Source organism: Pseudomonas sp. BP6, from assembly GCF_017875935.1.
Taxonomy (GTDB): domain Bacteria; phylum Pseudomonadota; class Gammaproteobacteria; order Pseudomonadales; family Pseudomonadaceae; genus Aquipseudomonas; species Aquipseudomonas putida_Y.
Genome location: NZ_JAGINI010000001.1, coordinates 1,781,748 through 1,806,262, shown reverse-complemented (window position 1 = coordinate 1,806,262; position 24,515 = coordinate 1,781,748). Strand labels below are relative to the sequence as shown.

The following is a 24,515-nucleotide window of genomic DNA, read 5'->3' as shown; positions in this document are numbered from 1 at the left end:
CATCGAATCCACTGATGAGTCGTGCAATTGACGGCTTTCGTCAGAGCGTGCGCGTACACTTGCCTTCAAGCCACTCGCAGGAGCCGCTTCATGCCCTACCCCATTGAAGAAAAACTGGTCATCGGCGTTGCCTCGAGTGCGCTGTTCGACCTCTCCGTCTCCGATGACATCTACCAGACACAAGGTGTCGAGGCGTACCGCCAACACCAGGAACAGAACCTGGACGAGCCGTTTCCCAGGGGGGTGGCGCTGCCGTTCATTCGTCGCTTCCTGAGCATCAACAAGGCGTTCCCCGACCAGTTGCCGGTGGAAGTGGTGCTGCTTTCGCGCAACTCGCCGGAAACCGGCCTGCGGGTATTCCGCTCCATCAGCCACTATCAGTTGGACATCACCCGTGCGGCATTCATGTCAGGCCGCTCGCCCTACGAGTACATCCCCGCGTTCAATGCTTCGCTGTTCCTCAGTGCCAACGAGGAAGATGTGCAAAAGGCCATCGACGCCAACTACCCTGCCGGGCGTGTGCTGCCTACGCGCATCTACGATGATGAAATCGACACCGAGCTGCGGGTGGCCTTCGACTTCGATGGCGTGATTGCCGACGACGAGGCAGAGAGTGTGTACAAGCGCAACGACAACCTGGACGACTTTCAGGAACACGAGCGCGTGCACAAGGGCACCCCGCATTCGCCCGGGCCACTGGCAGACCTTTACCGCAAGCTTTCGCGGATACGCATGCTGGAGGACCGCAAGCTGGCCGAGGACCCGACGTACCAGCGGATTCTGCGCATTGCGATCGTCACGGCGCGCAACGCGCCTTCGCATGAGCGGGTAGTGACGACCTTGAAGGATTGGGGCGTATCGCCGGATGAGTGCTTTTTTCTAGGCGGTATGGATAAACCCAGGGTGTTGTCGATCTTGAAGCCGCACGTATTTTTCGACGACCAGCGCACGCACTTGCAATCGCCAGCGGGAAACCTGCCGATGGTGCATGTACCGTTCGGGGTGGCGAACAGGGTGCGCTCGCCTCAAGCACCAGACCTGCAGCAGGATCAACTGTCAATTTGCGAATTGTCACGCGAGCCATAAACCGCCAGAGCGACGCCCTTGACCCACGCACGCTCGCCGCCGCATGCTCGAGCGCTTCCACCCACGCTCAAGGAACGATTGCATGAAGCTGGAAACGCTTGCCATCCATGCGGGCTTCAGCCCCGACCCGACCACCAAGGCGGTGGCCGTACCGATCTACCAGACCACCTCCTTCGCCTTCGATGACACCCAGCACGGCGCCGACCTGTTTGACCTGAAGGTTGCCGGCAATATCTACTCGCGCATCATGAACCCCACCAACGACGTGCTCGAGCAGCGCATGGCCGCCCTGGAAGGCGGGGTTGGTGCGCTGGCCGTAGCCTCGGGCATGGCGGCTATCACCTACGCCATCCAGACCGTCGCCGAAGCCGGCGACAATATCGTCTCGGTGGCCAAGCTATACGGTGGCACCTACAACCTGCTGGCGCACACCCTGCCACGCATGGGTATCCACACCCGCTTCGCGGCCCATGACGATATCGCCGCCCTCGAAGCGCTGATCGACGCGCGTACCAAAGCGGTATTCTGCGAGTCCATCGGCAATCCCGCCGGCAATATCGTTGATATCGCTGCGCTGGCCGAGGCCGCCCACCGCCACGGGGTGCCGCTGATCGTCGACAACACCGTGGCCACCCCGGTGCTGTGCCGGCCGTTCGAGCACGGCGCCGACATCGTCGTGCACTCACTGACCAAGTACATCGGCGGTCACGGCACCAGCATCGGCGGTATCGTCATCGACTCCGGCAAATTCCCTTGGGCCGAAAACAAGGAACGCTTCGCCCTGCTCAACACCCCCGACCCGTCCTACCACGGCGTCACCTACACCGAAGCCTTCGGCCCTGCCGCCTTCATCGGCCGCTGCCGTGTGGTGCCCTTGCGCAACACCGGCGCCGCGCTGTCGCCGTTCAACGCCTTCCTGATCCTGCAAGGCCTGGAAACCCTGGCCCTGCGCATGGAGCGCCATACCGAGAACGCGCTAAAGGTTGCCCATTACCTGCAAGCCCACGAGCAGGTGGCCTGGGTGAAGTTCGCCGGGCTGCCCGACCACCCCGAACATGCACTGGCCCAGCGCTACACCGGCGGCAAGCCGGCGTCGATCCTGTCGTTCGGTATCAAGGGTGGCCAGGCGGCTGGCGCGCGCTTCATCGACGCGTTGCAGTTGGTGGTACGCCTGGTGAATATCGGCGACGCCAAGTCACTGGCCTGCCACCCCGCTTCCACTACCCATCGTCAGCTCAACGACGAGGAACTGGAGAAGGCCGGCGTGCCACGGGACATGGTGCGCCTGTCAATCGGCATCGAACACAGTGACGACATCATCGCCGACCTGGCCCAGGCCTTGGAGGCCAGCCGCGGCTGATTCACCCGCGCCCGACCCAATGTCGAAGGCGGGCGCACCTTCATCAAGCCTGGATGCACCCGCAATGACCCTGTTTTACCTGAAACTCACCATCACCCCCCTGCTGATGTGGGCCATCTCCCTCGCCTCCCGGCGCTGGGGCGGCCTGCTAGGCGGATTGCTGTCCGGCCTGCCGATCACCTCGGCGCTGGTGATGACCTTCCTGTGCCTGGAACAGGGCACGGCCTTCGCCCTGGGCGCATTGCCCGGCGCACTGGGCGGCCTGGCGGCGGTGCAGGCCACCTACACCATCTACCTGCTGACCACGCGCACACTCGGCATCGCCGTGGCCGTACTGCTGGCGTTGCTGTTCTATGGCCTGGCCGCCTATGCCTTTACCCACTGGGGCAGCCTGTACCTGTCGATTGCAGTGGCGTTGGTGCTGATCGGCGTGCTGATCCGCGCCAGCGGCCGCGAGCCCAAGCCTGATACCTTGGCCCGCCCCCGGCACCGGCACTGGGAAATCCCGTTGCGCATGGTATCTGCCACTTCCCTGCTGATGATCACAACGAGCCTGGCCAGCTGGCTGGGCCCGGCCACCAGCGGGATGCTGGCGCCGATTCCGGTGATTGCCTGGCCACTGGTGGTGTTCGCCCATGTGCAGGGCGGGCGAGCCGGAATGGCGGCGATGGTGCGGGGCAATGCGATCGGCGCGGTGGGGGTGATTGCGTTCTATCTGGTCTTGGCGGGGCTGCTGGAAACGTGGGGCGTTGGCGTGACCATCGGGCTGGCCATGCTGTGCGCTGTGGTGCTGACCATTGGACTGGCCGCCGTGTTGCGACGGCGTTGATAGACCATTGGGCTGCTGCGCAGCCCATCGCAGGCACGCCAGCGCCTGCAGGGACCGGGCGGACTGCTCGCACCCGCGGCCTTAGTCGAACGCCCCGTTCAACACCTCATAGATGATCCCGGTCGCCACGGCGACCAGTATCAGGTCTGCGCCTGCCTGCATCCATTCATACCCGTCATAGTGAGGCAACTGCCCCAACAGACGGCCATCCAGCTTCTTGGCGATACCGGGCGGCAGAGGCTTGCCGCGGGCCAGGTTCTTCTGAATGCCGGGAGGCAATGCCGGGCCCGGACTCCAGTAGTTGCGGTGGCCACCGAGGATGCCCAGTACATCGCCACGGTCGATGGACGGGCCGCCGTGCCAGTTATTGCCGCCGGCGCTCTGCTTATGGCCGCCCGGATTGCCCTGGCCCTGGGCATGCTGAGCCTGGCCCTTGCCGTGCCCCTGACCTTGGCCCTGGCCTTTGCCGTTACCCGGGTCGGCGAGCGCCGGGCCAGAGGCCAAGGCCACCGCCAATGAGGTGACAACGGCTGTCATGATTGTTGATCTGGCCATGTGAGCATCCTTTGCGCGAGAGGTTGCCTCACACTATAGACGGTGCGCACGCCTGCTTCACTTGCAACAGCCTCAGCAGAGAGGCTGACAAGGCAGGCACGCTTCGGCCACAATCGGTCGCCTGGTCCACGCTGGGAAGCACTGCATGCTCACTACCCTCGCCATCGGCAACTACCGCTCGATCAACCACCTGGTGCTGCCGCTGGGCCAACTCAACCTGGTGACCGGCGCCAATGGCAGCGGCAAATCCAACCTGTACAAGGCACTGCGCCTGCTGGCCGAAACCGCACAGGGCGGTGTGGTCGAAGCCCTCGCCCGTGAAGGCGGGCTGGATTCGACCTGGTGGGCCGGCCCGGAAACCAGCGCACGAATGCGGCGCGGCGAAGTGCCCATCCAAGGCCAGCATCCGAGCGAAGCCAGGCGCCTGCGCTTGGGCTTTGCCACCGAGGACTTCGGGTTTGCCATCACCCTCGGCCTGCCAATTCCCCTGCCGTATCCGACCGCGTTCATGCTCGACCCCGAAATAAAGTGTGAAGCCATCTGGGGCGCTGGCGCCTATCGGCCCTCGTCCTTGCTGGTCGAGCGCAAGAACGCCCTGGTGCGGGCCCGCGAGGGCAACCGCTGGGCGGTGCTCGATCAGCATGCTGACAGCGGCGAGAGCTTCTTCAACATCGTCGGCCGGCCCCGCCAGGCACCGGAAATCGGTGACCTGCGCGCATTCATCAATAGCTGGCGGTTTTATGATCACTTCCGGATTGACCGTGACGCGCCTTGCCGTCAACCCCAACTGGGCACTCGCTCGCCGGTGCTGCATCACGACGGGCGCAACCTTGCCTCGGCGTTGCAGACCATTATCGAAATTGGCGACGTGGAGGATCTGGTGGAAGCGCTGGATGACGCGTTTCCCGGCAGCCGTCTGGAGATCAATGCGCCACCTGGCGGGCTGTTCAGTGTAAGGCTGCACCAGCACGGGCTTTTGCGCCCGCTCGAGGGTGCTGAATTGTCGGACGGCACCCTGCGCTATCTTCTGCTGATGGCCGCCCTGCTCACACCACGGCCGCCATCGCTGATGGTCTTGAACGAACCGGAAACCAGTCTGCACGCGGACCTGCTCCCGGCCTTGGCGCGGCTGATCATTCGTGCATCACGCCGTAGCCAGGTTTGGGTGGTATCGCACAGTGCGCCATTAATCAACGCGCTGGCAGCCTGTGACGGGTGCAATGTGCTAGAGCTGGAAAAAATACAAGGGCAAACCCAGCTGCGGGGGGTTGGGTTGCTGGATGAGCCGCTGTGGCGCTGGGCTGACTGAATTCAAGTGACGGTACGAACCCGGCATGACTAACCTGCCCCGGTAATCTCGTCCATGAACTGAGTAAGAAAGGTTTCAAGCCGGGTATGACGCTCGGCAGCGAGGCGAGCCCCTTCTTGGGTTTTAAAGCCCGAGGCGAGCTTGAGCAGTTTGGTCTGGAAGTGCTCGATGGCATACGCCCCGTCCTGGTACGCCCTCTGCTGCGCGGCAGGATTCTCGAAGTCATAGAGCGCCGACCCCATTCGCCCGGAGACGTAAAAACACCGGGCAATACCCACCGCGCCTATGGCGTCAAGCCGGTCACTGTCCTGAAGGATGCAGGCCTCACCTGTCAGCGGTTCGAACCCCGCCGAGTAACTGTGGGTTTTGATCGCATGCACTACCTGCTCAACACGCACACTCGGCCAGCCCATCTCTGCAAGGGCTGATGCAGCCTTGTTCGCCGACAACGTCGAGGCCTGCCCACGTAACGGCGAATGCTTTTCCACTGCCACACAGTCGTGCAGCACCGTCGCCGCAAGCAAGATTTCAAGGTCGCCACCCTCTACCCGCTGGATCCGCTGCGCATTGACCCACACGCGATGAATATGGGCCAAGTCGTGGGAGCCATCACTCTGGTCGGACGGCAGATACTTCAGCAAGTCAGTGGCAAGAGACTGATAAGGGGCAAACGCTTCGCGGGTCATCTTCGGTAGGTTCCATTTCCGGTGAATGCACGGGTTCACGGGCGCCGTCCGGACGCTGCCCTGGGCAAGTACCGAGAGCATGCATGTCAATTTCAAAGCCTGTACAGCACTGGCAGGAGCAGCCTTGTGCTGCGATGAGGATGTTACTGCCAAAGTAGATCCTCAGCCCTATCAGCACCTTGCTACTAAGTATTTCCGTCAACAACACGTTTGTTACTGGGAGCACTTGTATTCGATCAGCAAGGAGTCAATGGATGTCCGCTCGCTTTTCCTCCCCCGCCACCCGTATTCGCCAAACCGCACTAGCGGTCAGCTTCGCGGGCTCGCTGCTGGGCACTGCACATGCCTGGGCCGAGCCTGTGGGTTACAGTATCCCGGCAGGGTCATTGGCTCACGCACTCGACCAGTTTGCCGACGCCAGCGGGGCAGTCATCAGTTTCAGCCATGAAGAAGTCGCAGGCTTGCACAGCAAAGGGCTGCACGGCAATTACGCGCTGCATCAGGCGTTGGCAGAACTGCTGCAAGGCAGTGGCTTGCAGGTGCAGGCAGCGGGCGAAAAACGCTTCATGCTGATTAGCGCTGAACAGGATGGCGCCATGGAGCTTGCGGCAACCACCGTCTCCAGCATGGCCCTGGGTGCCACCACCGAAGGCACCGGCAGCTACACCACCGGCTCGGTCAATACCGCAACCGGGCTGCGGCTGTCGGCACGCGAGACACCCCAATCGGTCAGCGTGGTCACCCGCCAGCAGATTGAAGACCAGAACCTGAACGATGTCGCCCAGGTGCTTGAACAGACACCGGGCGTGGTCGTTGACAGCATGGGGCCCGCCGGCAGCGACGCCAACCATATCTACGTGCGCGGCTTCGAGGTCGGCAGCATCCAGGTGGACGGCATCAACCGCCCCGATACCTTTGGCTTCAGGGATGACCTCTCCGACATGGTGTCCTACGACCGGGTAGAGGTAGTGCGCGGTGCCACGGGCCTGATGTCAGGCACTGGCGACCCGGGCGCCACCGTCAACCTGATCCGCAAGAAGCCGACCCTGGAAACACAACGCAAGCTGACCTTGAAAGCGGGCTCGTGGGACAACTACCGCACCGAACTGGACGTTTCTGGCAAGTTGACGCAAAGCGGCAATGTCCGCGGGCGCTTTGTCGCCTCCAATACCGACAGCCAGAGCTACGTCGACCGCCAATCGCTGGAACGGCAGGTGGCCTATGGGGTACTGGAGTGGGACATCACCGACAGCACGATGCTGACAGCAGGTGCGGAATATCAGGAGATGGACAACGACGGGGCAGGCAACCACGGCTTCCCGATGTTCAATTCAGATGGCAGTCACTTCAGCCCCTCCCGCACGTTCAATTCAGCTTCGGACTGGAGCTATCACAAGCGTCGCACCAAGACGGTATTCACTACGCTGGAGCATCAACTGGACAACGGCTGGCAGTTGAAACTGAATGCCGAACACAGCCGTCGCAGCTATGACGACACCTTTGCCACCGCTGCCAGCGGCACCGTCAAGCCCGATGGCAGTGGCATCAGCACCTGGACGGGGCGTTGGGCCGGCGAGCCCCGGCAGACCTCGTTCGACCTGTCGGCGTCGGGCCCGTTCGAGCTGTTTTCACGCGAGCACCAGGCTTACCTCGGGGCCAGTCACTACCGCGCCTACTACCGCAACGACGGTTACCCACTGTGGACGATCCAGACCATCGACAACATTTACACCTGGGACGGTTCGCTGGCGATACCGGACGCCATCCATGCCAAATCCTCGGAAGACGCACTGGATGAAACCCAGGACGGCCTGGTAGCTTCGGTACGCTGGAGCCTGGCGGATGACCTGTCGCTGATTACCGGGGCGCGGCTGATCGACTGGAAACGCGACGAAACCTCTACCACCCTGTCGTCCGGCGCTACAAGCCGCACTTCGCGTAGCGAAACCGGGGTCGTCACGCCCTACCTTGGCCTGGTGTATGACCTCAACGAGAACTGGTCGGCCTATGCCAGTTACACCACCATTTTCAAACCGCAGAGCAACAAGGATATCAACGGGACCTACCTGGACCCGTTGGAAGGCGTTAACTACGAGCTCGGTCTGAAGAGTGAGTTCTGGGACCAGCGCCTGACCACGGCTTTCAGCGTATTCGAGGTACACCAGGACAACCTGGCGGTAGCCGACGGAAGCAACCTGGCGCCAGACGGCAACCAGGCCTACCGTGCCGAATCGGGTACCAAGACACGTGGTTTCGAGATGGAAATGGCGGGCGAGATTTTGCCTGATTGGCAGGTCTCGGCCAGCTACACCTATGCGGTAAGCAAGGATTCGGATGGCGACCGCCTGAACACTGAAATACCGCGAGACACCTTGAAACTGTTCACCAGCTACCGCCTGGCGACCCTGCCACAGTTGAAGGTGGGGGGTGGTGTGCGCTGGCAGGGTACCGAATATTACAAGAGCGCCGGGCCCAACAACGAAACGTTCACCCAGGACCCCTACAGCGTGGTCGACCTGATGGCTCAATATGCCTTCACGCCGCAGACCAGCGTTTCACTGAACCTCAACAACGTGTTTGACAAAACCTACTACACGGCGATTGGCGCGCGCGGCTGGTATGGCAGCCCACGCAGAGCCACGGCCACGTTGGTGTACGCGTTCTGACCCGCCAAGGCGACGCCTGATGGCCCCTGAGTTCGCAGATCAGAACACCGACCATCCGATCCGCGAACTGAGCAGCTCAAGCGCCGCCATCCCGGCCAGGGAGTTGCCCGCCGCATTCAGCTCTGGCGACCACACGCATACGGTAAATTGACCCGGCACGATCGCCACGATCCCGCCACCCACACCACTCTTGCCAGGCAAACCCACCCTGAAGGCGAAATTCCCCGCCTCGTCATATAGCCCGCTGGTGGCCATGATCGAGTTCACTTGTTGGGTCTGGCGCCGTGTCAGGATCTGCTCACCGCTGTGCTTGCAGAACCCATCATTGGCCAGGAAGCAGAATGCCCGCGCCAGGTCCAGGCAGTTCATTTGCAGTGCGCAGTAACTGAAGTAACTGCGCAGCACCGTCTCGACCTCGTTATGGAAGTTGCCAAATGACTGCATCAGGTACGCCATGGCAGCGTTGCGCGCGCGAAACTGATATTCCGAATCAGCGACCCGGGTATTGATCGAGATGTGAGGGTTGCCTGAAAGCCGTCGGACAAAATCGCGCATCGACAACGTGGGGGCCGCGAAGCGCGACTGATTGATATCGCAGATCACCAATGCCCCGGCATTGATGAACGGGTTACGCGGCCGCCCGCGCTCGAACTCCAGCTGCACCAACGAGTTGAACGGCTGCCCCGAAGGCTCATGCCCCAGCCGCTCCCAAATGGCTTCCCCCGAATGGCCAATGGCCTGAACCAGGCTGAACACCTTGGAAATGCTCTGCACCGAGAATGGCACCTGCGCATCACCTGCGCAGTGGTAACTGCCATCGTTGCCATAGACAGCGATACCCAGTTGGTTCGCCGGCACGTCCGCCAGCGCGGGAATGTAGTCAGCGACTTTGCCCTTGCCGATCAAGGGACGTACTTCTTCGAGAATCTCGTTCAACAGCGTTTGCATGGAAGGCCCTGTATCAATCCCCATACGACGGCGAGGGGCACTCTCCTTGACGAAGACCGAGCGGGAGAGATCACACATTCAGAAACAAATCACCGTAAGCGTCGTCATCGCCAGGAAGATCGCCGCGCGTTACGGCCGTGAAGGCAGCTGTAAAAAGCTGCGAGGGCCGGCCACGCGCCGCACCGATGTTGTGGGAATTTCCCCAACGATCCGGCCATCACGCGGCTGGCTGGGTCGATGCTGTTGGAACAGAACGACGAGTGATGCCTGCTCAGACGCTACATGTAGTTGGAGGCTTACGAGGCGGTCAGCGATAATCCACAAGCCTCACATGCCTGTGGAAAGTGAAGAAAAAAACGGCATAATCGCGAATTCTGAAGATTTTGTGAGCCAACTTAAAAAAAGCACAGCGCTCACGCCCAAACTGAAGGAAAGATACATGCGGGCAGCGGGATATTCGCTACTACTCGATAGGCTGCAGATCTCTGCGGTTGCACTCAAGCGCCCTGCAATCGTACAACCGGTCACCCGGATTGAGAAAATCGGGAACACGCTCGCGGTGCCCCATCGAATGGCCCCCTCAGCGGACGATCTGCTTGGAAATGTGCTGTTTGCGCTCAAGCATGAAGGTATCAACCTTTCGATTCTCGCCCAAGCTCTGCCACAAATACCTGCTGAACGTTTTTCACAAGCGCTGGAAGCATTGCCCAATGGCGCCTATATCCGTAAGGCCTGCTATCTCCGGGAAGCCTTCACCGGTGAAGACATTGGGCAGCCTTCACCTGTACGCGGCGCCTTCGTGCAGCTATTCGACCCAGAACAGTACATTACTCGACCAGGTGAGCGGAATTCGAAGTGGCGGGTGGAATTCAACGGACTCGGAGATCTGACTTACTGCGCGACCGTAGAGCGCACTGCGCAAGTTACAGAGCTTCTTGAGCATGACATTCTCGGCAAGGCGAAGAACTTCATCGCTTCACTTCCACCGCTGATGATGGACCGGGCTATCAATTGGGCGTATCTGCACGAGACCCAGGACTCGTTTGCAATAGAGAAAGAAGCCCCCACCGAAGATAAATCCCGCCGCTTCATCAAACTCCTGCGCCAGGCCCATGAGCGCCACCCACTGACTGAGGATTATCTGGTTACTTTACAGAATGCCACTGTGGCAAACCCTCTGGATCTTGCGGCGGCATTTCGACACGAGCAGAACCACCTTAGCAATGGCATGCATGGAGCAGCCGGGGTGACCTATGTCCCCCCTCCCCCAGGCCTGTGCCGCGAGTTGATGGAAAGCCTGATGCGCTTCGCCAATGAAGGCCCTACCCAAATCGATCCGCTTGTGGCGGCAAGCATCATTTCATTCGGGTTCGTGTTCCTCCACCCGTTCATGGATGGGAACGGGCGCTTGTCGCGCTTTTTGATCCACCAAGCTCTTTGCCAGTCCGGGGCGCTTGAAAACGGCCTGTTGCTTCCTGTTTCGGTTGCCATGAAACGCGAAGAACGCCTGTATCTGGAGACACTTCAGGGATATTCCGGGCCCGTGCGAGAATACTGGCAAGTGCAATGGATCGATCACGAGCAGTTTACATTTGAGTTCATCGGAGCTGACGCGATCTACCGATTCTGGGATGCCACGCAGTGCGTTGTATTCACCTGCCTGATGGCAAAGCGGGCGCTGGAGGTCGAGCTGCGCGATGAGACGGCCTTTCTGGAAAACTATGACGCCGTCTACAGGGCCGTTGATGAGCGATTCGATGTTCGCGGCAGCGACCTCGCAAACCTGGTCATGATGTGCCTGAGCAATGGCGGGAGCGTGTCAAACAATCGGCGTAAGCAGTACCTGTACAGGGTCCCTGAGGCGGTGTTCGACTATATCGAGCTGACAGCGCAACAAGTGCTTGCCGCCCAGCGCTCAGCCGCTCAAGCGCATCAGGGAGCAGAGACACAGACGGATGCATAGTGTTGAGTGGGAGAGCGTCTATTCATGGAACGAAAAGCAAGCCGCGCAGCCCCGCGACTGGGTTATCCGTAGCGCTCACCCTGGCAGGGTAGAACGGATCGAAGCGTGGATTGGGGTTTCAAAAATCAATGAATACGGCGAGCGCACTGAGCAGCAAACAGAGGCTCGCGACAGCTGTGAGATGCACGCGCATCGGCAGATACCACCCAGGCATCGCTTGCGCCAGTTTGCGATCCTGCCAAAGATGGCCGACAAAACCAAAGGTCAACACCAGACACCCCAATGGCACAGGCAGCAACGTGCCAACCCAACCGGTCAGGGCCGGTATAACGCTCCACACCAGTCGCTCTTGACGCTGCTTCGCGGGCAAACCCTGCAACGTCATGGCAAACCCCCAGTGCAGGGCACCGACGAAGCTCAATATCACCGCGCCATAGCCAACCAGCATCATCGAGAAAAACGCTCGATATTCAGCCCAAAAAAGGATGAGCAGCGTCACACCAATAAACGGCAGCAGACCGCCGTAACCCAGGACAGCGAAGCGGCTTGGAGATAACGCAGTAGCATCGGTATTCATCTGGGCGCCCCTTCGCGACGGTTCAGGACCGGACGTCAACTGTGTCGTCCAATGAGGTTCAGGAATTCGTGCCGCGTCGAGGGGGCGTCGCGAAATGCACCTAACATCACGGATGAAATCATCACCGAGTTTTGCTTCTCCACACCGCGCATCATCATGCACATATGCTGGGCTTCGATCACGACCGCCACCCCTGCGGCATCCGTGACTTCCTGCACGGCATACGCAATTTGCCGCGTGAGGTTTTCCTGTATCTGTAAACGACGGGCGAACATATCCACCACGCGTGCAACCTTGGAAAGGCCTAACACACGCCCTGTTGGCAGGTACGCGACATGAGCCTTGCCAATGAACGGCAGCATATGGTGTTCGCACAATGAGTAGAGCTCAATGTCACGCACCACTATCATTTCATCGTTTTCGCTCTCGAACAGAGCACCGTTTACGACCTCGTGAAGATCCTGGGCATACCCATTGCACAAGTACTGCATCGCTTTTGCCGCACGCTGGGGTGTGTCCAGGAGCCCTTCGCGCTGCGGGTTTTCACCAATGCCGACGAGGATTTCATGAAAGTGCTCGGCTAACGAATGTGACATTTGGACTCCTCACCGCTACAACGGTGCCCGCCATCGGGATGTGGTAGCCAGGCCAAGTGTGGCCTCAATCGACAGAACAGCCTGTAAAGAACCGAAAACAGGGGACGTAGCGGACGCCAGGCCAGTGGCGCGACCCACAGGCCCACATCCGCAGCACGCCAACTCCACAAGGTGGCGTCCAAGCCTGTAACCCAGTGCCCGCTCGTGAACCTTCCATGCAGGCACGACCTCAGTTGCTCGACTGCCAAGCCCAACGCCCCTGCATCGAAATCATCAGCACTGATGTCAACCAGGATGAGCTTTCCCCCGGTCGATTGCCTGCGCAGGAAGGCGATCTCCCGAGCGCACAAGGGGCAGGCGCCGTCAAAGTACAGCGTAAAGGGCCACTGGCAATACATGTACAAAGCCTCATTCTTGTACAGGTTTTTTGTACAAGTTAGCTGAAACACGGAAATTCGCAATGGGCGTGACAGCTTTCGGCGACGGCAGCCAGGCGGACCGGCATTTTGATACAAACAATGCCTGCCGCGAGTACTGCTCGCCCGGGGGCTGCACATGCAGGCCTTACCACAAAGCCGGAATCGGATTTGCTAAGATCGCGGCATTCCGCTGGGTGAACTGCGTATTCACTCGAGCCCTTTGCAGCCTGCTGGAAGACCTGATGAACAAACTGATTCTGCCTTTCGCTATCTTCGTTAGCGTCATCATCACTGGGAAGATCGCCGAGCATTACGGCCTGGAGGGCAGCTGGAAAGTCGGCCTGCTGTGCCTCGTGGCAGCTATCGTCCAGATCGCGGTTACCCGCTTTCAGCGCCACCAGCGGCAGAAAGCCCAGCTTTAAAGGGCGCGAGGCATTGCTAACGTCAGTGGGTGATCACGTTATGGGGACTTTTCTTTCACCCAATTTTCACAGTGGCTTGGGCAGGATGAAGCTATCCCTACGTGATAGTACTTTGCCCGCCTCGGCGGGCTTTCTTTTGCCCGCCTGTTTCCTGTTTAGGTTTTTGAGGAACGGGAGCGGGTCGAAAAATCAGAAATAACCCCTTCCTTGTAGGCCATTTCCCAAAGATACTCCTCGCGCCTGATTTTCGTTGCACATGGAAATAGTCAGCCCTAGTCTCGGCCTGTCGCTACCCATTGGCGGCACGGTTTTGACAGACCGTGGTTCACTGAGAGCATGTGCAATGCCAGTTATGGCAGCTGTGCGTGGGGCACCTTCGTGTGCGCCGGGATTCTCAGTGCCCCCGGTCTGTCAACCCACAAACAGCTGCCACCCTTCCGTTTGACAGCGGTACTGCGGCAGCCCTGTAAGGCACTGAGAGGGTTTATGCTGAAAATAGTACCTGATCCACCGCACAACGTTCTTTCCCTGGAAGACACCCTGATTCAGGCTACGGACTACGCGTTATGCGCGGCGACCGTCGTGCATCAGGCAATGCTGCTGCAGCCCAAGTCACCCGCGTCGATTCTGATGATGACCTCGATGCATGAACTGGAGACCTTGAGAGCTTTGCTCGAGTCCGCAATAGCCCAAGTGCAGATGCCCAGTGAGCCTCGGACTATGCATTGACGTGTCGCTGATGTACTGCCTGGGCCGGCCTCTCTGCGGATACCCCCTCCCAGGCACTCCCTCAGCCTTGAAGACTGCCGTGCTCCTGTAGGAGCGGTTCACCCGCGAATAGGCCCGTACAGGCTGAAGCAATCTTGGGGAAACTGAACAATGTCCACAGAAGAAACCAAATTCACCGTCGGCAAAACCACCTTCTACCAAGGTGAAAACCAGACCCATCCGCTGTTCCGCATAGAAGCCGGCATCCCTTGTCAGAGTGCGCGGGAACAGGCATCAGAGCTGATGGGTTACGCTCGGGATATGACGTTGGACGGCCTGATGGAAGACAAGCCCCAGCTGATCTGGGCTTCGCACTATCTCTGCGCCTTGGCCAAGGCGCTGATGGATGATGCCGAGTTGGGCATGATGAAAGACTCGGACAACTCACGGTAAAAATTCGCACAATGTGGAAGCCGCCTTGCGTTGCGAAAGGGCCGCGAAGCGGCCCCGTAACCTATTGGGCAAGAGACTGGCCAATTATCAAATTGATTGTTGCATCGAATATTCCAGCGGATAACTAGCACTCCAATGAAAAAATACTTGAGCACCGCACCCCGCAGTTTTGGTCACCAAGTTGCATTCCTTGCCTCACCTCGTCGACAACTCAACAGCTCAGCTCGATAGAGAGTCATGCCGTGTTACGCATAGCCGACACCAGTAATCACAAATCTCGACAGCTATCCAATTCCGCATTATCTATGCTATTGTTTCTCAGTGCCACATCAAGGATTTCAATCTGGTAACGGTAACGGGCTGCAAGATACCCAAGCAATATCGAGCCTATTGAGATACCAAACAGAAATGCTCCAACCCAAAGTAACAGGGTATTGGCAAGGTTATCTAGCTTGAAACCTGCTGAGAGTGTCTGGGCGACCCAATCCAAACCACCAAATTCGCCGACAAACGAGTATGAGGTTGCTAGCAATCCAACAACAGCCGTTTTCTCACCAAAAAATCGCCCTGAACTGGCACTTATTCGATTTACCCTCCGTTCCAACCAAAACCGTGCATCCTTTAACTCGAACATTCCGTAAGCTTCCAATTTACTAGCCAATTTCTGCTCATGCCGGACGTCTTCACACAAACTATCGAGAGCAAGAATCTTCCACTTCACCAGTAGCATTAACGAGGCTATCATTGGAATTAGTAGAGCAGCCAAAGCTAGTACCGTAGTGAATATAAAAAGCACTGTAACTAATATAGTAGCGACTACAGTCGGGGGCTTAACATCATATAAAAGCACGAACAACACGTTTATCGAAAAGCAAAAAAACGAGCAGACCAGGGACCAATTTGCGATTGCTTGAGCCTTAGCCTCCAAATCGGTACGACCAACTTTTCGCGGCTCACAGCCATTTAACAATTCTAAAATTTTTATCGTATGCTCAATCGACACTGCCATTTTCCCTACATGACTTTCGAGATTGGCCTAGGCCAATGCCAATTCACCTGTCGATATCAAATCAGACACACAAGCCCTTCTGACTAGGTAATAAACTTGGCAAGCCCTAGCGAAAGTGCTCGCGAAAGCTCGCCCTGAAATCCAGTGGTTTTAAGTACAACTGGCTCGACAAGTCACCTCGCAAAATAAAAAGCTTTGGCTCGGTACTAAGCTGGAAAACCCTGTAGAGATAAAACTGCCCCCCTGCTTCTCCAGAGAACTCTAGCTCATTGTGACTTACAACAAACGAGGACGCGATCCCTCCATTGGTAGCCTTTACTTCGATATAGCGATGCAGAACATCACTTTCAAACGAAAGAATGTCGTAGCCAGCGCCATCACCCTGAGTGTCCGAGATCCATTCCAGCTTCTGGAAAAGCTCAGGATGACCTATCTCCGTCAGCCGATGCTGCTCATAACCAATCACCCAATCCTCCCCCAATCGCCCAAGTTTACGATTCGCTTCGTCCCGAGCGGCGTAGTCAAGCTTGCGCGGTAGGCGCTCTCGAGAACGAGAAGGTACACCGAGCTTTTGCCGCTCCTCCATAATCGGTGACTCAACTAGCACAGCCGAGTAGGATTTCTGTGTCGGTGTCTTTACCTCCTCCAGCACATCTATGATGTTGCTTACATCTGCGGAATATCGAAGCACATAATCTTGGACAGCCTTGCGCAATAACAGTTGGCTGTTGCCGCGCGGTTTGTAGCCCTGAATGAAAGGCAGGCCCATGCCCGCGAGAACGCCGCTGATGTTCTGATGTTTGAGCTCTACGGAGGCTTTGCTTCGCCCTCTCAACTGCTTTCGCAAGATTTCGTTGTGCCGGGACTTGTTGAAGGCCACGCTATCAGCTTCCAAGCGTAGCATTTCAAAATAGTCCAAGACGGTGGCGTGGACCTCATCTTCCGTCCAATCCTCCCCGATCCGTATAACCTCAAAACCCAAGCTCCGAAGCAACGGAACCACGGTGGTTTCACCGCCAGAGAAATCGCCCGCGCCAAGCACGCCTAGGTTAGGAAACTGCTTACCAAAGGCAACAGCCACGATCGCCTTGGAATCGCATGGTTCGCCAGTTCGAGGGTTGCGGACCATGTAATCTCTGGACTTACCGAAGCCGTATCGCTTGAGAAACGCCGCTCGTCCCAAATGCGAAAATTCGTCCATTGCAGCCTGTACAGCGGCGGGGCTTTTCAGAAGGGAAAGCTGAGTCACTAACTATGCGTCCTTGCGGCAATCTTCTCTGCAACTCTCAGCTTTTTCCTACGCGAAATCAAGCCAGCAAGGCATCGGAGCCCGCACGCCATGATGCGTCCCGACGCCAAAGTCGAAAAAGTCTATCTCTACCCCAAGCCCGTCGACTTCCGAAAATCCTTTGATGGCTTGGCGGCGCTGGTCGAGTTGGACATCAAGGTGGCGGTGTTCGACCCCGTGCTCTTCGTATTTCTCAACAGATCCCGCAACGGTGTGAAGATCTTGTACTGGGAGCGCAACGGCTTCTGTCTTTGGCTCAAGCGCCTGGAATCCGAGCGATTCAAAACATCACCTGACGCCACCGACGAAGCGATTGTCCTCACCGTCCAGGAACTGAACTGGTTACTCGACGGTTTTGACCTCTGGCGCAATCGCCCGCATCAGGTTTTGACGCCGCGATTCGTCGCCTGATTCGGTATAATCCGGGGCATGATTTCCATGCCCGAAGACCTTCCCGATGACCCCGTACTGCTCAAGCAGATGCTTGCGCAGTTATTGATGGAGCGCACGGTCGATAAGGGCCAGATCGTCGATCTCAAAGAGCAGGTCAAGCTACTGCGCGACCGTCTGTTCAGTCGCAAGTCCGAGCAGACCGTTGAAACCAACACGCCGCAACTCGCGTTGTTCAACGAGCCGGAAAGCCTGTCGATACCTCCGGTCGATGACGACGAAGAAGTGGTCGCGCCAACACTGCGTCGTGGCAAGCGCAAACCGCTGTCCGCTGACCTGCCGCGCATTGAAGTCATCCACGAACTGCCCGAACACGAGCAGGCCTGTGCCTGTGGTTGCTGCAAACACGTGATCGGTGAAGAAACCAGCGAACAGCTGGATATCGTGCCGATGCAGATCCGGGTGCTCAAACACATCCGTAAAATTTACGGTTGCCGTGGTTGTGAAGCCGCTCCGGTCACCGCTGACAAACCCGCACAGTTGATCGAGAAGAGCATGGCCAGCCCGAGCGTGCTGGCCATGCTGTTGGCCACCAAGTATGTCGATGGCTTGCCGCTGCACCGTTTTGAAACGGTGCTGAGCCGACACGGTATCGAGATTCCGCGTCAGACTTTGGCGCGCTGGGTGATTCAGTGCGGTGAGCACCTGCAACCACTGCTGAATCTGATGCGCGACCGGTTGCTGGAAAGCCCGGTCATCCATTGCGATGAAACCCGCGTCCAAGTTCTTAAAGAACCGGATCGAGACCCGACCAGCCAATCCTGGATGTGGGTGCAAGCCAGTGGGCCACCGGATCGGAAAGTCGTGCTGTTCGACTACACCTCCAGCCGTGCGCAGGAGGTGCCGTTGCGCTTGCTGGAAAGTTATCGCGGCTATGTGATGACGGACGATTACGCCGGCTACAACGCCCTGGCGTTGCAGCCGGGTGTCGAACGATTGGCGTGCATGGCGCATGCGCGTCGCAAGTTTGTTGAAGCTCAGAAAGTGCAGCCCAAGGGCAAAGCCGGACGCGCGGATATGGCGCTGTCATTGATCAATAAGCTATATGGCATCGAGCGTGAACTGAAGGACGCCAGTGATGAGCAGCGATTGACTGGCCGGCAGGAGAAGAGTCTGCCGATCCTGGGGCAGTTGAAAAGTTGGCTGGACAAAACGCAGCCACATGTGACGTCGCAAAGTGTGCTCGGCAAGGCGGTGAATTACCTGGCGAGCAATTGGAGTCGGCTGGAGCGTTATGTGGAGGCTGGGTCTTTGCCGATCGACAATAACCCGGCAGAGCGTGCAATAAAGCCATTTGTGATTGGCCGCAAAGCCTGGCTGTTCAGCGACACGCCCAAGGGTGCCGCCGCCAGTGCTCAGCTCTACAGTTTAGTCGAGACCGCCAAGATCAACGGCCAAGAGCCCTATACGTGGCTGCGCCACGTACTGGAGCGGCTGCCCCATGCGCAGTCGGTGGCAGATTATGAAGCGCTGTTGCCGTGGAACTGTTCACCGGAGATGCCACGGTAAACGATGGCCTCACCTTGCGGTAGGTGGGGTTCATGGATCGCTTACGATTATTTGAGAATATGGCGGGGGCTGTCTCAGCCTGACTTAGAGGGTAATGTTGGGGTGGGAAATGATGGCAAACGTGCGCCGGGCGTTGACTTCATTGACGATTTTGCTGTAGGGCACCACTGGGAATCTCGATCGTGCACGCGGGTATACACGCAGCTGGAAGCCTTTGGCCGATTTCAAAGGCCAACACAGAGAGCCGCGCATTCCACCAAAAAACGCTCATGAACGCCCAAGGCAAAATACCTTTCCGGCGGCCGGCAGGCCAAGGCCTTTCCCGCGCAAGCGCCTCCAGTGCCCGCGCTCAGCTGAACTCCTCCATGAGAAAACCGATGAATGCTTTCAACTTGAACGGCATGTGGGAGTTCTTGCGGTACACCAAGTGCATGGGCCGTGACGGGATCTGGTAGCCCGGCAGCAACGCCACCAACTGGCCCGTCGCCAGGTAACCGCTCACCACCACTTCCGGCAGCAGGGCGATGCCTTGCCCGCTCAACACTATGATGCAGACGCCTTGGGCATCGTTGACCTGCATCTTGGCAGGAACAGACACCTTGATGAACTCGGCATCGTCGCTCAAAAACTCCCAGGTGTTTTGCAAGGTATTCCACGCGGTCTTGTGCTCGTCGAAATAGGTCGCGATACAGTCGTGCAGGATCAACTCCTGCGGCGTCGACGGTGCGCCACGCCTGTCCACATAGCCCGGCGCGGCACACAGGATCAACTTGTAGGGCCGCAGCGGCCGCGCCACCAGTGACGAGTCCGAAAGCGCGCCCAGGCGCACTGCGGCATCGAAGCGATTTTCGGAAAAATCCACCAGGGCGTCGCTGATCGAAACGTCGACCCGAATCTTCGGATGCGCCTGATAAAACTTGTCGAGCGCCGGCAGAAAACCAAAAATGCCGAATGAACGTGGCAGCGATACATTGAGAACACCTTCAGGGTTCTCAATGAAATGGGAAGCAACATCCTCACTTTCGCGCATCAGGTCGTATATATTCCGGCAGGTCTTGTAGTAGTACGCGCCATAATCCGTGATGGATATCTTTCGGGTCGTTCTCAGTAATAATACCGCGCCCAACTCGCCTTCAAGGAATTTCAAATAATTACTGACCATCGCCACTGAAATATTAAGTTTCTGCGCGGCTTTGGTGAGGCTGGCACTGTCAACGACCTGAACAAATGCCTGCATGGCCTTTAATTTATCCATAGCAACCAACTATCCATTTTTTAACCAGGCTAAAAAGTGTTTTAAATTGTAAATGCTTTACGAAATTTTGCAAAGGGCAGACTATCGGCCGGCGTTATGGGAACAGCCCCCGGAGAACACCGATGAAAGTCATTTACGAAAACTGGCAAGGCCTGGAACGGGAAAGAAACATACAAGTGGAGTACCTCCACTTCGGCAGCACTGAGTACCACACCACGGCGCAGTGGCTGCTGCGCTGCACCGACCTCGACAGCAACGAAGTGCATGACTTTGCCTTGATCAAGATCAAGCAGATGGCTGCTCAACAACTCACCTTCAGGAAGAACATATGAAACAGGTAAAACTCGGTTCACAAGGTTTGACGGTGTCGCGTCTGGGCCTGGGCTGCATGGGCATGAGCCAATGGTACGGCGAGCCCGATGATGTCGAGTCCGGCGAAACCCTGCGCAGGGCCCTGGACATCGGTGTGAACTTCTTCGACAGCGCAGAAGCCTACGGGCCCTTCACCAACGAAGTGCTGATCGGCAAGGCACTCAAAGGCGTTCGTGAAAAGGCCGTGATCGCGACCAAGTTCGGCTTCGACCTGCAGGGCTGAGGGTTGCACAATGAATACCTTGCTAAGAAGAAAGCTGAGCCTGGCGTCCGCCTGCCTGGCCTTCGTCATCGTCATTCTCGACGTGAGCGTCGTCAACGTCGCCTTGCAACAGATCTACACGCAGTTCGAGGGCAGCCTCGCGCACCTGGAATGGGTAGTCAACGGCTACACCCTGACCTTCGCCTCCTTCCTGCTGACCACCGGCTCCCTGGGTGACCGCTTCGGCCCCAAGCGCGTGTTCCTGGTCGGGTTCGCCCTGTTCGCCCTGGCCTCCTGGCTGTGCGGCACCGCGGACAGCCTGACCCTGCTGATCGCGTTCCGCCTGCTGCAAGGCATCGGCGCGGCGCTGGTGGTGCCGGCGTCGCTGGCGATCGTCAACCAGACTTTTCCGGACGCCAACGAGCGCAGCCGCGCCATCGGCCTGTGGGCCGCGGCCGGTGGCATGGCCCTGGCGCTGGGACCGGTGTTCGGCGGCGTGCTGATCTCGATGTTCGGCTGGCGCTCGATCTTCTACGTCAACATTCCGATCGCGGCCCTGGGCATCACCATCGCCTATGTGTTCGTGCAGGAGAAAACCACGCTGGTCGAACGCAATATCGACATCGCCGGGCAGGTGCTCGCGGTCGCGGCGCTGGGCTGCCTGACCTATGCGTTGATCCAGGTGAACAGCTATGGCCTGCAGTCCCAGGAGGTTCTGCTCAGCGCCGCGGGCTTCATCGGCGCCAGCGCCCTGTTCATCGTGGTCGAACGCCGCGTCGCAGCGCCGATGCTGCCGTTGTACCTGTTCGCCAACAAGCAGTTCGCCACCTCCGCCGTGATCGGCATTCTGGTCAATTTCGCCTTCTACGGCCTGGTGTTCCTGTTCAGCCTGTACTTCCAGTACAGCTGGCACTACTCGCCGCTGCAGACCGGCCTGGCGCTGCTGCCGATGACCGGCGCTATCATGCTCGCCAACCTCTACTCTGCCAAACTGATGGTGCGCAGCGGCTTTCGCAAGACCCTGCTGATCGGCACCGGCCTGGCGGCGTTGGGATACGCCTGCATCGTGCCGCTGCTGGGCGGTCATGGGTATGGGGCTATGGTCGTGCAGATCGTCGTGGCGGGCTTCGGCATCGGCCTGGCCGTGCCTTCGGTGACCAACGCCATGGTGTCCAGTGCCGACAGCCAGCATATCGGTGTCGCCTCCGGCGTGCTCAACGCCTCGCGGCAGATCGGTGGGCTGATCGGGGTGGCGTTCATGGGCCTGGTACTCGGCGACTTCGCAGCGGAGTCGTTCGACCAGGGTATGGGCCCGGCCTTGATCATCGCTTCGCTGGCGCTGCTGCTGTGTGTCGGCCTGGTGCTAACTGGCTTCAGCAAACCCCAAGTCCTCGTTTCCAAAGCCACCTCCTAAGCAAGGAATCTCAGCATGCCTCACCTGACCCTCGAGTACTCCACCAACGCCGGCCCCGCCCCCGACAGCCAACGGCTGTTCAACGCCCTGCATGTGCAACTGGCCCAGGCCGGTGAGTTTCGCACCCAGGACTTCAAGTCCCGGATCTTCCCGGTCGACACCTTCCATATCGGCCTGGGCGACGGCGACGCCTCGTTCGTGCGGTTGAACATCGAGACGTTCTTCGGCAAGAGCGCACAGCAGAAGAAGGCCATGTCACAGGTCGCCCTGCGGGTGTTGTCCGAGCACTTCCACCAGGCGCTGACCCTTGGTAACTGCGACATAGCCGTGCAGATCACCGAGCTGGAACGGGAAAGCTATGCCCGTGTGCGCTCCAGCGACCTGGTGGAGAACGCCTGATGTTCGACTTCAAAGTAACATCGGTGCTGGTGATCGGCGGTTCGTCCGGCGTCGGCCTTGCCACGGCGAAACTGCTCGACCGCCTGGGCGCCCAGGTGACCATCGCCTCGCGCAACCTGGAAAAACTCCAGGCAGCCCGGCAACAGCTCGGCGCTGGCGCCAGGCACCTGCAACTCGACATCACCGATACCGCGCAGCTCCAGGCCCTGGCTGACGGCCCGCGCTGGGACCATGTGGTGATCAGCGCCGCCGACACGCCCATGGGCAGCATCGCGGCACTGCCCGACGCCGCCGCGCGCCAGGCCATGGACAGCAAGTTCTGAGGCGCCTACAGCGCGGCGAAGTACATCCCGCTGCGCGCCCAGGGCTCGCTCACCTTCGTCGCCGGCTACCTGTCGGTGCGCCCTGGCAAGGCCAGCGCCTTGCAGTCGGCGATCAACGCGGCCCTCGAGGCATTGGGCCGGGCCCTGGCGCTGGAGCTGGCGCCTGTGCGCGTCAATACCGTATCGCCCGGCTTGTTGGCGACCGAGCTGTGGGACGGCCTAGCGCAGGACAAGCGCGCCTCGCTGTTCGACAGCGTGGCCAACCGCCTGCCGGTCGGCCGCATCGGGCTGGCGGAGGATGTCGCCAAGGCTGTCTGCTTCCTCATCGACAACGGCTACACCACCGGTTCGACCCTCTATGTCGATGGCGGCGGCCGCATCGCGTGAAACCCGGGCCGCCTGCGGCCCTTCGCGGGCAACTCTGCACAGGGCCGTAGGGCAGGTTTTTCAACGCCTTCAACGCAGTAAATCGCTATTTTTTTGCGCCGAATTCCGCTAGTGCCAGTGATTAACACTGGCCAAAAGCCGCATCAGATGGGAATCTTTGCCTCCATGGAGACGTCACTCCCTTGCAACCCGCTTTGGTTCAGGGCTGGTTACACCTGCATCTCGGACCTGGCGGGGTTCGGCTCATGGCCTGATTGGCGCCTTTGGCGCGCATCGGGCAGCTACTCGCGTTCACACTGCCCGCCGCCAGGAATGGCCGGCCACACGGGAGTGCGAGCGCCGACGGCAAGAAGGAGTCCGCCTGTGGCTGCACGCTACGGAAAAGGGCTGTTGGGATGGGCCGCCGTGCTCGTCATCCTGGGCCTGCTGGTCCACTGGATCGGCATCGATACGATCGCCCGCTACCGCGACGATCTGGCTTTCTACCTGCAAGCGCACCTGGTCCTGGTGCTGGCTTCGATGGCGGCGGCGTTGGCCGTGAGCACCCCCGCCGGCATTGCCCTGAGTCGACAGCCAGTAAACTTGAGGGCTGATGGCAGCTTTGGCGTCAGAAGCGCTCATCACCGATAGCCGGCAAGATCAGCTCCCGTACGAACGAAGCCCCGGACAAGCGCAACAGCGCGTCGACCATGGTGACCACATCATGCACCGGTACCTGGCGCCGCTCGCCACGTGCCGCGGCTTGTGCCAATGGCGTGTTCAGGGAGTCGTCGGTATTCAGATAACCCAGTTGGAGCACGGTCACCGCCAGGTTGTCATCCCTAAAACCTTCGCGCAGCGCATCAGCCATGCCGTTGAGAGCGAACTTTGAGGCGCCGAACGCTACCTCCGGGCGCCCACTCTGGCGAAGAGCTGAGGTCGAACCGGTGAGGATCAACTGCGGCCGGGACGCACCAAGCAACTTGGGCACCAGGCGCTTGAGCAGAAGCAGCGTGGCCGTGATGTTCACCTCGACCAGCCTGGTGATCGATTCGTCGCTGTCGTCAAGGAATGCATAGTGCTCGCTGAAGGCGTGTTCTTCCCAGATGCCAACGTTGTAGATCAGGACATCCAGATCGGCAGGTGCCCGATCCGCGATCTGTGCTACAGCCGCCGTTGGCTTGGCAAGGTCGGCATCGACCCACTGCAGGTCGATGCCCGGGGCAAGGGCCAAGTCTGACGGCTGTTTGCGTGATACGCCGATCAGCGTGTCCCCTGGCTTGCCGAGCCCTTCGAGCAAAGCCCGGCCCAACCCTCTGCCGGCGCCTACGATCATCATCTTCATCTGTTG

25 protein-coding genes and 2 pseudogenes are annotated in these 24,515 nt (G+C 59.0%); 17 read left to right on the top strand and 10 right to left on the bottom strand.

What is annotated here, in order from left to right; genetic code table 11:
- Positions 1–90: 90 nt before the first annotated feature.
- The 3 genes from J3A98_RS08355 (at position 91) to J3A98_RS08345 (ending at position 3,275) form a co-directional block, all read left to right on the top strand.
- The gene (locus J3A98_RS08355) at positions 91–1,086 is read left to right on the top strand and encodes a 5'-nucleotidase (protein WP_209965269.1); all 996 of its coding nucleotides are present in this window, start codon (positions 91–93) and stop codon (positions 1,084–1,086) included.
- A gap of 82 nt (positions 1,087–1,168) precedes the next feature.
- The gene (locus J3A98_RS08350; RefSeq protein ID WP_020189925.1) at positions 1,169–2,446 is read left to right on the top strand and encodes a bifunctional O-acetylhomoserine aminocarboxypropyltransferase/cysteine synthase; all 1,278 of its coding nucleotides are present in this window, start codon (positions 1,169–1,171) and stop codon (positions 2,444–2,446) included.
- Positions 2,447–2,510: 64 nt separating this feature from the next.
- A complete protein-coding gene (locus J3A98_RS08345; RefSeq protein WP_209965267.1) occupies positions 2,511–3,275 on the top strand; it encodes a hypothetical protein in 765 nt (254 codons plus the stop codon).
- Between the two features lie 81 nt (positions 3,276–3,356).
- Here J3A98_RS08345 and J3A98_RS08340 read toward each other — a convergent pair whose 3' ends face one another.
- Positions 3,357–3,830, bottom strand: coding sequence for an anti-virulence regulator CigR family protein (locus J3A98_RS08340; protein WP_176684692.1), 474 nt, complete (start codon positions 3,828–3,830; stop codon positions 3,357–3,359).
- 145 nt (positions 3,831–3,975) lie between these two features.
- Here J3A98_RS08340 and J3A98_RS08335 point away from each other — a divergent pair, with 145 nt between their 5' ends.
- Positions 3,976–5,139, top strand: a complete 1,164-nt coding sequence (locus J3A98_RS08335; RefSeq protein ID WP_209965265.1) for an AAA family ATPase — start codon at positions 3,976–3,978, stop codon at positions 5,137–5,139.
- 29 nt (positions 5,140–5,168) lie between these two features.
- Here J3A98_RS08335 and J3A98_RS08330 read toward each other — a convergent pair whose 3' ends face one another.
- Complete coding sequence (locus J3A98_RS08330; RefSeq protein WP_209965263.1) at positions 5,169–5,825, bottom strand: HD domain-containing protein; 657 nt, start codon at positions 5,823–5,825, stop codon at positions 5,169–5,171.
- A gap of 254 nt (positions 5,826–6,079) precedes the next feature.
- Between J3A98_RS08330 and J3A98_RS08325 the strand changes: the two genes are divergently transcribed.
- Positions 6,080–8,491 carry a TonB-dependent siderophore receptor gene (locus tag J3A98_RS08325; protein ID WP_209965261.1) on the top strand — a complete coding sequence of 804 codons (2,412 nt, stop codon included), beginning with the start codon at positions 6,080–6,082 and terminating at the stop codon, positions 8,489–8,491.
- A 39-nt stretch (positions 8,492–8,530) separates the two neighbouring features.
- Here J3A98_RS08325 and glsB read toward each other — a convergent pair whose 3' ends face one another.
- Positions 8,531–9,439, bottom strand: a complete 909-nt coding sequence (glsB, locus tag J3A98_RS08320) for a glutaminase B (protein ID WP_014591518.1) — start codon at positions 9,437–9,439, stop codon at positions 8,531–8,533.
- A 439-nt stretch (positions 9,440–9,878) separates the two neighbouring features.
- Here glsB and J3A98_RS08310 point away from each other — a divergent pair, with 439 nt between their 5' ends.
- The gene (locus J3A98_RS08310; RefSeq protein ID WP_209969784.1) at positions 9,879–11,402 is read left to right on the top strand and encodes a Fic family protein; all 1,524 of its coding nucleotides are present in this window, start codon (positions 9,879–9,881) and stop codon (positions 11,400–11,402) included.
- A gap of 118 nt (positions 11,403–11,520) precedes the next feature.
- On the opposite strand, the gene J3A98_RS08305 is transcribed toward J3A98_RS08310, so the two are convergent.
- Genes J3A98_RS08305 through J3A98_RS08295 form a run of 3 tightly spaced genes read right to left on the bottom strand, consistent with a single transcriptional unit; the run spans position 11,521 to position 12,973 of the window.
- Positions 11,521–11,979: a DUF3429 domain-containing protein gene (locus J3A98_RS08305; RefSeq protein WP_209965259.1), complete on the bottom strand. Its 459-nt coding sequence runs from the start codon at positions 11,977–11,979 to the stop codon at positions 11,521–11,523.
- A gap of 35 nt (positions 11,980–12,014) precedes the next feature.
- On the bottom strand, positions 12,015–12,575 hold the full coding sequence (folE, locus tag J3A98_RS08300) for a GTP cyclohydrolase I FolE (RefSeq protein WP_209965257.1): 561 nt from the start codon (positions 12,573–12,575) through the stop codon (positions 12,015–12,017).
- A complete protein-coding gene (locus J3A98_RS08295; RefSeq protein ID WP_209965254.1) occupies positions 12,560–12,973 on the bottom strand; it encodes a DUF393 domain-containing protein in 414 nt (137 codons plus the stop codon). Before J3A98_RS08295 ends, folE begins: the two co-directional genes overlap by 16 nt.
- A gap of 263 nt (positions 12,974–13,236) precedes the next feature.
- Between J3A98_RS08295 and J3A98_RS27140 the strand changes: the two genes are divergently transcribed.
- The 3 genes from J3A98_RS27140 (at position 13,237) to J3A98_RS08280 (ending at position 14,577) form a co-directional block, all read left to right on the top strand.
- On the top strand, positions 13,237–13,416 hold the full coding sequence (locus J3A98_RS27140) for a hypothetical protein (protein WP_209969782.1): 180 nt from the start codon (positions 13,237–13,239) through the stop codon (positions 13,414–13,416).
- Positions 13,417–13,902: 486 nt separating this feature from the next.
- Complete coding sequence (locus J3A98_RS08285; protein WP_041167026.1) at positions 13,903–14,145, top strand: hypothetical protein; 243 nt, start codon at positions 13,903–13,905, stop codon at positions 14,143–14,145.
- Positions 14,146–14,295: 150 nt separating this feature from the next.
- Entirely contained in the window at positions 14,296–14,577 is a 282-nt protein-coding gene (locus J3A98_RS08280; protein ID WP_209965252.1) for a DUF3077 domain-containing protein, read from the top strand.
- A 268-nt stretch (positions 14,578–14,845) separates the two neighbouring features.
- Here J3A98_RS08280 and J3A98_RS08275 read toward each other — a convergent pair whose 3' ends face one another.
- Positions 14,846–15,586 (bottom strand): hypothetical protein, encoded by a 741-nt coding sequence (locus J3A98_RS08275; RefSeq protein WP_209965250.1) that lies wholly within the window; start codon positions 15,584–15,586, stop codon positions 14,846–14,848.
- A gap of 106 nt (positions 15,587–15,692) precedes the next feature.
- Entirely contained in the window at positions 15,693–16,835 is a 1,143-nt protein-coding gene (locus tag J3A98_RS08270; protein WP_209965248.1) for a DUF3883 domain-containing protein, read from the bottom strand.
- A gap of 90 nt (positions 16,836–16,925) precedes the next feature.
- On the opposite strand from J3A98_RS08270, the gene tnpB reads away from it, so the two are divergent.
- A complete protein-coding gene (tnpB, locus tag J3A98_RS08265; protein ID WP_245355187.1) occupies positions 16,926–17,285 on the top strand; it encodes an IS66 family insertion sequence element accessory protein TnpB in 360 nt (119 codons plus the stop codon).
- A gap of 18 nt (positions 17,286–17,303) precedes the next feature.
- Entirely contained in the window at positions 17,304–18,833 is a 1,530-nt protein-coding gene (locus J3A98_RS08260) for an IS66 family transposase (RefSeq protein ID WP_209965246.1), read from the top strand.
- A 349-nt stretch (positions 18,834–19,182) separates the two neighbouring features.
- Here J3A98_RS08260 and J3A98_RS08255 read toward each other — a convergent pair whose 3' ends face one another.
- The gene (locus tag J3A98_RS08255; protein ID WP_209965244.1) at positions 19,183–20,088 is read right to left on the bottom strand and encodes a LysR family transcriptional regulator; all 906 of its coding nucleotides are present in this window, start codon (positions 20,086–20,088) and stop codon (positions 19,183–19,185) included.
- Positions 20,089–20,210: 122 nt separating this feature from the next.
- Here J3A98_RS08255 and J3A98_RS08250 point away from each other — a divergent pair, with 122 nt between their 5' ends.
- From J3A98_RS08250 to J3A98_RS08220, 6 genes and pseudogenes are all read left to right on the top strand, one after another.
- The gene (locus tag J3A98_RS08250) at positions 20,211–20,420 is read left to right on the top strand and encodes a hypothetical protein (protein WP_209965241.1); all 210 of its coding nucleotides are present in this window, start codon (positions 20,211–20,213) and stop codon (positions 20,418–20,420) included.
- Positions 20,417–20,683, top strand: a complete 267-nt coding sequence (locus J3A98_RS08245) for an aldo/keto reductase (RefSeq protein WP_245355189.1) — start codon at positions 20,417–20,419, stop codon at positions 20,681–20,683. The genes J3A98_RS08250 and J3A98_RS08245 overlap by 4 nt, the downstream gene beginning before the upstream one ends.
- Before the next feature lie 10 nt (positions 20,684–20,693).
- The gene (locus J3A98_RS08240) at positions 20,694–22,076 is read left to right on the top strand and encodes an MFS transporter (protein WP_209965239.1); all 1,383 of its coding nucleotides are present in this window, start codon (positions 20,694–20,696) and stop codon (positions 22,074–22,076) included.
- Between the two features lie 15 nt (positions 22,077–22,091).
- Positions 22,092–22,475: a hypothetical protein gene (locus tag J3A98_RS08235; protein WP_209965237.1), complete on the top strand. Its 384-nt coding sequence runs from the start codon at positions 22,092–22,094 to the stop codon at positions 22,473–22,475.
- Positions 22,475–23,185 (top strand): annotated as a pseudogene (locus J3A98_RS26845) (SDR family oxidoreductase). Before J3A98_RS08235 ends, J3A98_RS26845 begins: the two are co-directional and overlap by 1 nt.
- A gap of 363 nt (positions 23,186–23,548) precedes the next feature.
- Positions 23,549–23,755, top strand: a pseudogene (locus tag J3A98_RS08220) (ABC transporter permease); the annotation flags it as partial.
- A 37-nt stretch (positions 23,756–23,792) separates the two neighbouring features.
- Here J3A98_RS08220 and J3A98_RS08215 read toward each other — a convergent pair.
- Positions 23,793–24,509: an SDR family oxidoreductase gene (locus J3A98_RS08215; RefSeq protein ID WP_176684700.1), complete on the bottom strand. Its 717-nt coding sequence runs from the start codon at positions 24,507–24,509 to the stop codon at positions 23,793–23,795.
- Positions 24,510–24,515: the final 6 nt, after the last annotated feature.